The 8,130-nt window shown below is 74.0% G+C and carries 9 protein-coding genes; 5 read left to right on the top strand and 4 right to left on the bottom strand.

Features of this window, described 5'->3' with window-relative positions; translation table 11 throughout:
• Positions 1-696, bottom strand: a 696-nt coding sequence (pgsA, locus tag E1291_RS35880; protein WP_131742508.1) for a phosphatidylinositol phosphate synthase, incomplete at its 3' end; no start/stop codon positions are given.
• A gap of 311 nt (positions 697-1,007) precedes the next feature.
• On the opposite strand from pgsA, the gene E1291_RS35875 reads away from it, so the two are divergent.
• The 4 genes from E1291_RS35875 to E1291_RS35860 all read left to right on the top strand — a co-directional run bounded on the left by E1291_RS35875 (position 1,008) and on the right by E1291_RS35860 (position 5,659).
• Positions 1,008-3,170 carry an elongation factor G-like protein EF-G2 gene (locus E1291_RS35875; RefSeq protein ID WP_131742507.1) on the top strand — a complete coding sequence of 721 codons (2,163 nt, stop codon included), beginning with the start codon at positions 1,008-1,010 and terminating at the stop codon, positions 3,168-3,170.
• A 201-nt stretch (positions 3,171-3,371) separates the two neighbouring features.
• Positions 3,372-4,238 (top strand): polysaccharide deacetylase family protein, encoded by an 867-nt coding sequence (locus E1291_RS35870; protein WP_131742506.1) that lies wholly within the window; start codon positions 3,372-3,374, stop codon positions 4,236-4,238.
• A gap of 9 nt (positions 4,239-4,247) precedes the next feature.
• Positions 4,248-4,706 carry a hypothetical protein gene (locus E1291_RS35865; protein ID WP_131742505.1) on the top strand — a complete coding sequence of 153 codons (459 nt, stop codon included), beginning with the start codon at positions 4,248-4,250 and terminating at the stop codon, positions 4,704-4,706.
• Entirely contained in the window at positions 4,703-5,659 is a 957-nt protein-coding gene (locus E1291_RS35860; RefSeq protein WP_131742504.1) for an HTTM domain-containing protein, read from the top strand. The genes E1291_RS35865 and E1291_RS35860 overlap by 4 nt, the downstream gene beginning before the upstream one ends.
• Before the next feature lie 96 nt (positions 5,660-5,755).
• On the opposite strand, the gene E1291_RS35855 is transcribed toward E1291_RS35860, so the two are convergent.
• Entirely contained in the window at positions 5,756-6,175 is a 420-nt protein-coding gene (locus E1291_RS35855) for a thiol-disulfide oxidoreductase DCC family protein (RefSeq protein ID WP_131742503.1), read from the bottom strand.
• A 21-nt stretch (positions 6,176-6,196) separates the two neighbouring features.
• The gene (locus E1291_RS35850) at positions 6,197-6,787 is read right to left on the bottom strand and encodes an HIT family protein (RefSeq protein WP_370771093.1); all 591 of its coding nucleotides are present in this window, start codon (positions 6,785-6,787) and stop codon (positions 6,197-6,199) included.
• A gap of 198 nt (positions 6,788-6,985) precedes the next feature.
• On the opposite strand from E1291_RS35850, the gene E1291_RS35845 reads away from it, so the two are divergent.
• Positions 6,986-7,726, top strand: coding sequence for an Asp23/Gls24 family envelope stress response protein (locus E1291_RS35845; protein WP_131742502.1), 741 nt, complete (start codon positions 6,986-6,988; stop codon positions 7,724-7,726).
• 31 nt (positions 7,727-7,757) lie between these two features.
• Here E1291_RS35845 and E1291_RS42655 read toward each other — a convergent pair.
• A partial coding sequence (locus E1291_RS42655) for a hypothetical protein (protein WP_370771091.1) occupies positions 7,758-8,130 on the bottom strand: 373 nt, incomplete at its 5' end.

Below are 8,130 nucleotides of genomic sequence, written 5' to 3'. Positions count from 1 at the left end.
GTCGGCCCGCTCCGGGCCGGGCGCCGGCCCGGCTGCCCGGCCTGACGCCGGGCCGGAGGGCCGGCCGGTGGCAGAGCCGGGGGGCCGGCCGGTGCCGTCGTCTGCCTTGGCCTGGGCGTAGACGGTGGCGAAACGCTGCCCGACGGTGACCGTGCTGAGCACCGCCAGCACCCAGAGGGCCAGCGCGAGGATGTAGGGGACCCCGAGCCCGTCGAACCCGGCGGCCACCAGGGCGACGATCAGGCGCTCGGCGCGCTCGGCGATGCCGACGTTGCAGGTGTAGCCGAGTCCTTCGGCGCGGGCCTTGGCATAGGAGACCACGACCCCGGACACCAGGCAGTACAGGGCGACCCCGGCGAGCGGCTCCTGCCCGTCCCGGTAGAGGCCGATCATCAGCCCGGAGAAGATCGCGGCGTCGGCGACCCGGTCCATGGTGGAGTCCAGGAAGGCGCCGAACTTGGAGATCTTCCCGGTGACGCGGGCCACCGCGCCGTCCAGCATGTCGAACAGCACGAAGGCCGTGATGACCATCGTGCCCCAGAAGAACTCCCCGCGCGGGAAGAGGACGAGGGCGCCCGCGGCCACGCCGGCGGTGCCCACGATGGTGATGGCGTTGGGTGAGACCCCGGTCCGGGCGACCGCCTGTCCGACGGGGGTCAGGACGCGCCCCAGCGCGGGCCTCAGTTTGTTGAGCATCGCCGTCCGTTCTCGTAGGTCGGGTGAAGGCCCTCCGCGGGCTGCCGCGGCGGGCCCATCGTAGTGCGCGTGCCGCCCATACGTGGTCAAGGCGGGGTTTGGCTCCCACGCGCCGAGGGAGATGCCGGATGTTTGTCGTTCACCTCTTGTGATCCTGCCCGCCGCGGGAAAGGGTATTGACACGGGTGTGACGTCGGTCACGCGCGTTGGACGAGGCCGGACGCCGCACTCGGACGTCAGGGCCGGGCCCGCCGGGCCGGGCCCCAGCCGCACGCGGGCCCCCGCGAGGAGGCCCGTCCGAGGAGGTAGTCATGGCGGACAAGGCAGGCCACCCGGGAGCCCCCGGCAGGGCACCGGAGGCCGGCGGGTGCGACGGCGTGCGCAACGTCGCCCTGGTCGGCCATTCGGGGGCTGGGAAGACGACGCTCGTGGAGGCGCTGCTCGCGGCGGCGGGTGCGGTGCCGCGGGCGGGGCGGGTCGAGGACGGCACGACCGTCGGCGACTCCGACGAGATCGAGATGCGCCAGCAGCGGTCGGTGAACCTCGCGCTGGCGCCGCTCGCGCACGGCGACATCAAGATCAACCTGATCGACACGCCCGGGTACGCCGACTTCGTGGGCGACCTGCGGGCGGGGCTCCGGGCCGCCGACGCGGCGCTGTTCGTGATCTCGGCGGTGGACGGGATCGACGGCGTGACCCGGATGCTGTGGGAGGAGTGCGCGGCGGTCGGCATGCCGCGCGCGGTGGTCATCACCAAGGTCGACCAGCAGCGCGGCGACTTCGACGACGTGGTCCTGTCCTGCCAGGACGTCTTCGGCGAGGGCGTGCTCCCGCTGTACTTCCCGGTCACCGGCGGCGACGGGCTCACCGGCCTCATCGGGCTGCTCACCCGCCGCTGCCTCGACTACTCCTCCGGGCGGCGCGCCGAGTGCGACCCGGATCCGCGGTACCTGGAGCAGATCGCCGACCAGCGGGCCTCGCTCATCGAGGGGATCATCCAGGAGAGCGAGGACGAGACCCTCATGGACAGGTACCTGTCCGGCGAGGACATCGACGTCAAGGCGCTCATCGAGGACCTGGAGACCGCGGTGGCGCGGGGCAGTTTCTATCCGGTGCTGGCCACCTCGGTGCCGCACGGCGACCACCCCGGCCCGGTGATCGGCATGCGGGAGCTGCTGGAGCTCATCGCCCAGGCGTTCCCCTCCCCCCTGGAGCACGGGATCCCGACCGTGACGCCGGTGCAGGGCGGCCCCCCGAGGGAGATCGGCTGCGATCCCGAGGGGCCCCTCGTCGCGGAGGTCGTCAAGACCACCTCCGACCCCTACGTCGGCCGGATCTCGCTGGTCCGGGTGTTCTCGGGGACGCTGCGCCCCGACACCGTCGTGCACGTCTCGGGACACGGCATGGCCGACCGCGGGCACGAGGACCACGACGTCGACGAGCGTGTCGGGGCCCTCACCTCCCCCCTCGGCAAGACCCAGCGGACCGTCGCCTCCTGCCACGCGGGCGACATCTGCGCGGTCGCCAAGCTCGCCCGCGCCGAGACCGGCGACACCCTCTCCGACCCCTCGTCCCCCATGCTCATGGCCCCCTGGTCGATGCCCGACCCGCTGCTGCCGGTCGCGATCCGCGCCCACTCCAAGGCCGACGAGGACAAGCTCAGCCAGGCGCTGGCCCGCCTCGTCGCCGAGGACCCCACCCTCCGGCTGGAGAACAACGCCGAGACGCGCCAGCTCGTGCTGTGGTGCATGGGCGAGGCGCACACCGACGTGCTGATCGACCGGCTGCGGGCCCGGTACGGCGTCGAGGTCGAGCGGATCGAGCTGCGGGTGCCGCTGCGCGAGACGTTCGGCGGGACGGCCAAGGGGCTCGGCCGGCACGTCAAGCAGAGCGGCGGGCACGGCCAGTACGGCATCTGCCACATCGACGTGGAGCCGCTGCCGTCCGGCGAGGGCTTCGAGTTCGTCGACAAGATCGTCGGCGGGGTGGTGCCGCGGCAGTTCATCCCCTCGGTGGAGAAGGGCGTCCGGCAGCAGATGGCGCGCGGCGTGTCGGCCGGGTACCCGCTGGTCGACATCAAGGTCGTCCTGCACGACGGCAAGGCCCACTCGGTGGACTCCTCCGACATGGCGTTCCAGGCCGCCGGGGCGCTGGCGCTCAAGGACGCGGCCGGCTCGGTGCCGATCCTGCTGCTGGAGCCGGTGGACGAGGTGTCGGTGCTGATCGCCGACGACTACGTCGGCGCGGTCATGTCCGATCTGACCTCCCGGCGCGGGCGCGTGCTCGGCTCCGAGGCGGTGCCGGGCGGCCGCTCCATGATCAGGGCGGAGGTGCCGCAGCTCGAGATCGTCCGGTACGCCATCGACCTGCGGTCGCTGTCGCAGGGCACGGGCAGCTTCAACCGCGTGTTCCTGCGCTACGAGCCCCTCCCGTCCCATCTGGCGGAGAAGGTCGCCGCCGCCGAACGCGACTGACGGGGCGCGCGTGTCCGGGGCGGCGCGGTGGACGGAGACGACGCGGGCGGGCCCGCGGCGCCGCCCGCCGCCCCGGCACCGGCACCGGTACCGGGCCCGAATTCATCCTCTCGTCACCCGGCCCTCATCCCAGAGTGTGAGCCGGGGTTCGCCCCGGAGGGGGACGATCTTCACAAACCGGCGTGGAACTCTGGATCTGCTATGAGCGATGCGGGGAGCGAACGGCGGACCGAGGGGCCCGGGCGCCGCCGGCTGATCAAGGGACTCGGGCTGGCCGCGGGCGGGGTGCTCGCGGCGGGGGCCGGCGTCGTGGCCGAGGAGGCGTGGCAGGAGAAGGACCCGCCCGCGCCCGCCTCGGCGGCCTCGGTGGACTCCTGGCAGCCCCCCGGCCGGCAGGTCGACGTCGTCTGGGCCGTCGACACCGCCCAGCGCCTGGTCGCCCTCACCTTCGACGACGGGCCGATGGAGCGGTGGACCCCGCAGGTCCTGGACACGCTGGACGCCGAGAAGGTGCCCGCCACGTTCTTCGTCGTCGGCAGCCGCCTGGTCCGGGCCGCGCGCCTCGTCCACGGGCGCCTCGGCCGCCACGAGATCGGCAACCACACCTGGAAGCACGACGACCTGTCCCGGATGAGCCACCGCAACGCCTTCCGCTCCATCCACCGCACGCACACCGCGATCAAGGAGATCACCGGGCGGGAGCCGGTGCTGCTGCGCCCGCCGTGGGGACGGCTCGGCGGGACGACGCTGCACGTCGCCGCCGAGCACGGCTACGACCTGGCGCTGTGGTCGCTGCTGGTGCAGGACCACCGGCTCGGCCGCCGTCCCGCCGAGCTCGTCGAGACCGTGGTGGACAACACCAGGCCGGGCACCATCGTGCTGGCCCACGACGTCGGCGCGCCGAGCCGCCGGATCGCCGTCCAGCAGCTGCCCGCGATCATCCGCGGGCTGCGCGGCAAGGGCTTCGAGTTCGTGACCGTCTCGCAGCTGCGCGCCGCGGCCGCCGGCGGCGCGAAGGGGGCACCGGGCGCGCCGATCAACGCACCCTCCCGGCGTGCCCGGCCCTAGGCTGGCCTGATGCAGCAGCATCCGGCCGTCCTCCTCGGTCCCCGGGCGAGGCTCTGGCGCTCCCTCATCGCCGCCGCGGTCATCGGCACGCTGTTCTACACCAGCGCGTACGGGGCCGACGAGGACTTCCCGCTCGGGCCGATGACCCAGTTCGCGTTCTCGGTGAAGAACGACGGCGGCGAGATCCACTCGTACTGGGTGGAGGCCGACACCGCCGCCGGGCGGCATGTGAAGCTGTCCATGGACGCCGGCGGCTCGGGCATGAAGCGCGGTGAGATCGAGGGGCAGATGAGCCGCTTCATCCGCGACCCGTCCCTGCTGCAGGGCATCGCGGCCGGGCAGCACCGGCTGCATCCCGCCGAGCCCAGACTGACCAGGATCTACATCGTGAAGCAGGTCAAGACCTTGCGGCATGGCAAGCCCGTGTCCGTCACCCAGTCGAACCGCGTCGTCTGGGACGTGCGGTGACCGCCGCCGTGACCCCCGAGGCACCGCCGCCCGCCCCGGTGGCCGCCCGCGCGGACGCGCCGCGCCGCACGCCCTGGGGCCACTGGTGGTACGGCCCGGTGCCGAGGGCGAGGATCGCCTGGCTGCGGATCCTCGGGTACGGCTTCCTGCCGTTCGACATGCTCCTGCTGACCCGCAGCTCGCTGGCGCACGCGCGCATGCCCGCCAGCATGTACCAGCCGGTCCGGCTGGCCCGCTGGCTGGACCTGCCCGCCCCGACGCCCGCCACCATGTACCCGCTGCTGGTGATGACGATCGCGGCGGGCCTCGTCGCCGCGACCGGCCGGCTCCTGCCGCGGCTGACGGGTTACCTCGCGGCGTGCGGCTACCTGTGGTGGGTCACCATCAGCATGTCCTACGGCAAGGTCGATCACGACCATCTCGCCCTGGTCGTCGCGCTCTTCGTGCTGCCGAGCGTGGGACGGGCCCGGATCGACGACCGGCGGACCTGCGAGGCGTCGGCGTGGTCGGCGCGCTGCATCCAGATATCGGTCGTGTCGGCCTACTTCCTGTCGGCCTGGGCGAAGGTCCGCATCGGCGGGTTCCCCGCGTGGCCGAACGGCGCGACCGTGCAGTGGGCGCTCAGCCGCCGCGGCACCTGGTTCGGGCGGCTGTTCATCGGCTACCCGCTGCCGCTGAAGATCAGCCAGTGGATCATGCTCACGGCGGAGGCGACCTCCCCGGCGCTGCTGTTCCTGCGCGGGCGGCCCCTGTACCTGCTGGTGGCGTTCTTCGTGGGCTTCCACGCCGTCACCTACGCGCTGATGACGATCCACTTCCTGCCGCACGCCATCTGGCTCGCGGCGTTCCTGCCGCTGGAACTGCTCACCGACCGGCTTCCCGAGCGGCTGCGCGGCCGCGTCGTGGCGCTGCAGGCCGCGGCGGCGGACGCCCCGCGTCCCCTGGCGGGCTGAGCCGGGCGCCCGGCGCGGAGACGGACCGGGCCTCGGTGTCCCCGGGGCCCGGACGGCCGTCTCCCATCGGTCGGCCCTGCCGGTCGGTCCCGCCGGTCAGTCCTGGCGAACGACCGGCCCCGCCGCGCCGGGACGGCCCGCGGCGGGCAGCATGCAGGCGGCGGTCCCGCCGGGCATCCGGTGCCGGTTGTTCGCCACGAGCCGGTACACCGCGCGGGCCGCCCAGCTCACCGGCACGGTCCGCAGGAGGACGCCGGGCACGCGCCACACGCCGCCCGCGTCCGTCAGCAGCAGCCCGATGGCCTCCGCTCCGCCGCTGACCCGCCCCGAGCGGTCGACCCAGAGCACCTCGCGCTCGGCCCGCTCCGCCGTGGTGCCGAGCGCGCCGAGATCGGCGAACTGGAAGGCGACGATCGTCGCGTCGACCGGCACGCGGCGCTCCAGGAACCGCACGGAGGTGGTACAGAAGCCGCAGTCGCCGTCGTAGACCAGCACGGGTCGTTCTCGTCGCGTCATGGAGCCCATCATGCCGCCGGCTCAGGCGTCGTGCGGCCAGGCGTCGGCGATCAGCCGCCGGGTGTCGCGCAGGAGCTGCGGAAGCACCTTGGTGTGCCCGACGACCGGCATGAAGTTGGTGTCGCCGCCCCAGCGGGGCACGACGTGCTGGTGCAGGTGCGCGGCGATCCCGGCGCCCGCCACCAGGCCGAGGTTCATGCCGACGTTGAAGCCCTGCGCGCCGCTGGCCTTGCGCAGCGCCGCGAGCGAGCGCTGGGTGAACACCGCCAGCTCCAGGTACTCGGGCTCGTCGAGGTCGGCGTAGTCGGCGACGTGCCGGTACGGGACGACCATCAGGTGGCCGGAGTTGTAGGGGTAGAGGTTCAGCACCGCGTACACCGCGGCGCCGCGGGCCACGACCAGGCCCTCCTCGTCGGTCATCGCGGGGATCTCGCAGAAGGGACAGCCGTCCTCCGAGCCCGAGCCGCTCGGCTTGTTCTCGCCCTTGATGTAGGCCATCCGGTGCGGAGTCCACAGCCGCCCGAAGCTGTCGGGCACGCCCGCGCCCCTCTCCTGCTCGAAGCGGGGCCCGCGCTCCTCCCCGGGCGCGTCATCGCGCCCAGACTGCACCACGGGGTCGTCCGGCTCTGCGCTCAAGGCGGCGTTCTCCTTTTGTCCACGGCCTGACCAGCAGCATAGAGAGCCGGGCCCGCGGGGCTGTAACGGGGCTCCCCGCGCGTCCCCGGACGCGCCCGCTTTTCCTCTCCTCCTCGACGTCCCACGGGTCGCTCCGACACCATGGTCACCTCAACCGACCCGTGGGGAGCGATCATGACCGAGCCCGACAAGGGGCACGCCGGGAAGGGCGGGGAGCCGCCCCGCGAGGTCGGGTCCGTGCCCTTCTTCCCGAGCCCGCCCGGACGGCTCGCTCCGGCGCCTCCCCCGGTCGTCCCGCTCTCCGCTCCGGCGCCCCCACCGGCGGCGGCGCCTCGGGTCCCCTCCCCGCACGCGCCGGTGACGCCCGCGATGCCCCTCCAGGGCGGCAGAGCCGCCGGTGAAAGCCCGCCCGACTTGGGCGTCCCGCCGGGCCCCGCGAGCGCCGGAGAGCTCCCGGGAACGCCACCGGACGGAACGCGGGACCGCCCGGGCCCGGTCGCACCGGGCGCGGCCTCGCCGGTCGTGGACGGCCGCATCACGATCGAGGACGAGGTGATCGAGAAGATCGCCGCGCTGGCGGCGCTGGAGGTGCGCGGGGTCGTCATGCTCACCGGACGGCCCGATCCGGCGGCGCGTCCGGGCCCGGACGCGCGGCTCGCCGGGCGGCTCGGCGGGCCGCCGGAGGACGCCGACCCCGTGGCGGGACGCGGCGCCACCGGCGTCCGGCTCCACCGGCACGACGACGACGTGACCCTCGATCTCGCGATCGCGGTCGAGTACGGAAGCGTGATCATGGAGGTGGCGCGGGTGGTCAAGGCGAACGTGGCGCGGGTCACCGGGGTGATGCTCGGGATCCGGGTCGCGGCGGTCAACGTGTCGGTCGAGGACGTCCGCCGGCCGCCCGTGCGACCCTGAGGGCACGCGGCGGCCGTGGAGTGCCGGTGGGTCAGGCGGGCCGCGCGTAACAGGACGTCATGGTCACCCCGACCGACACCGTGGTGACCTTGACCCGCTCGACGAGCCGCGGGGGGACGCCTTCGAAGTGGAAGGTGTGCGGCCCGGCACCGCGCACGGTGGTCTGCCGGGCCTGCGGGGCGTACCCGCGCAGCGCCAGCTCCGCCCTGATCGCGCCACTGGCCGCGACGGTGACGACGACGTCCACGGCGCCGGTGACCGCGCGGTAGTACGCGCTGCCCTCGGGGCACCAGGTCAGCGCGGTGCCCGTGCCGTCGCGGCCCGGCATCGCGGGGCCGCCTCCCCGGTCGCCCGGCGCGTCGCCACCGTCGGCGTCGCCACCGGCGCCCCGGCCGGGGTGGGTG

It is taken from the genome of Actinomadura roseirufa, from assembly GCF_900659635.1.
In the GTDB taxonomy this organism is placed as follows: Bacteria; Actinomycetota; Actinomycetes; order Streptosporangiales; family Streptosporangiaceae; genus Spirillospora; species Spirillospora roseirufa.
This window is presented reverse-complemented; position numbering and strand designations above follow the sequence as displayed.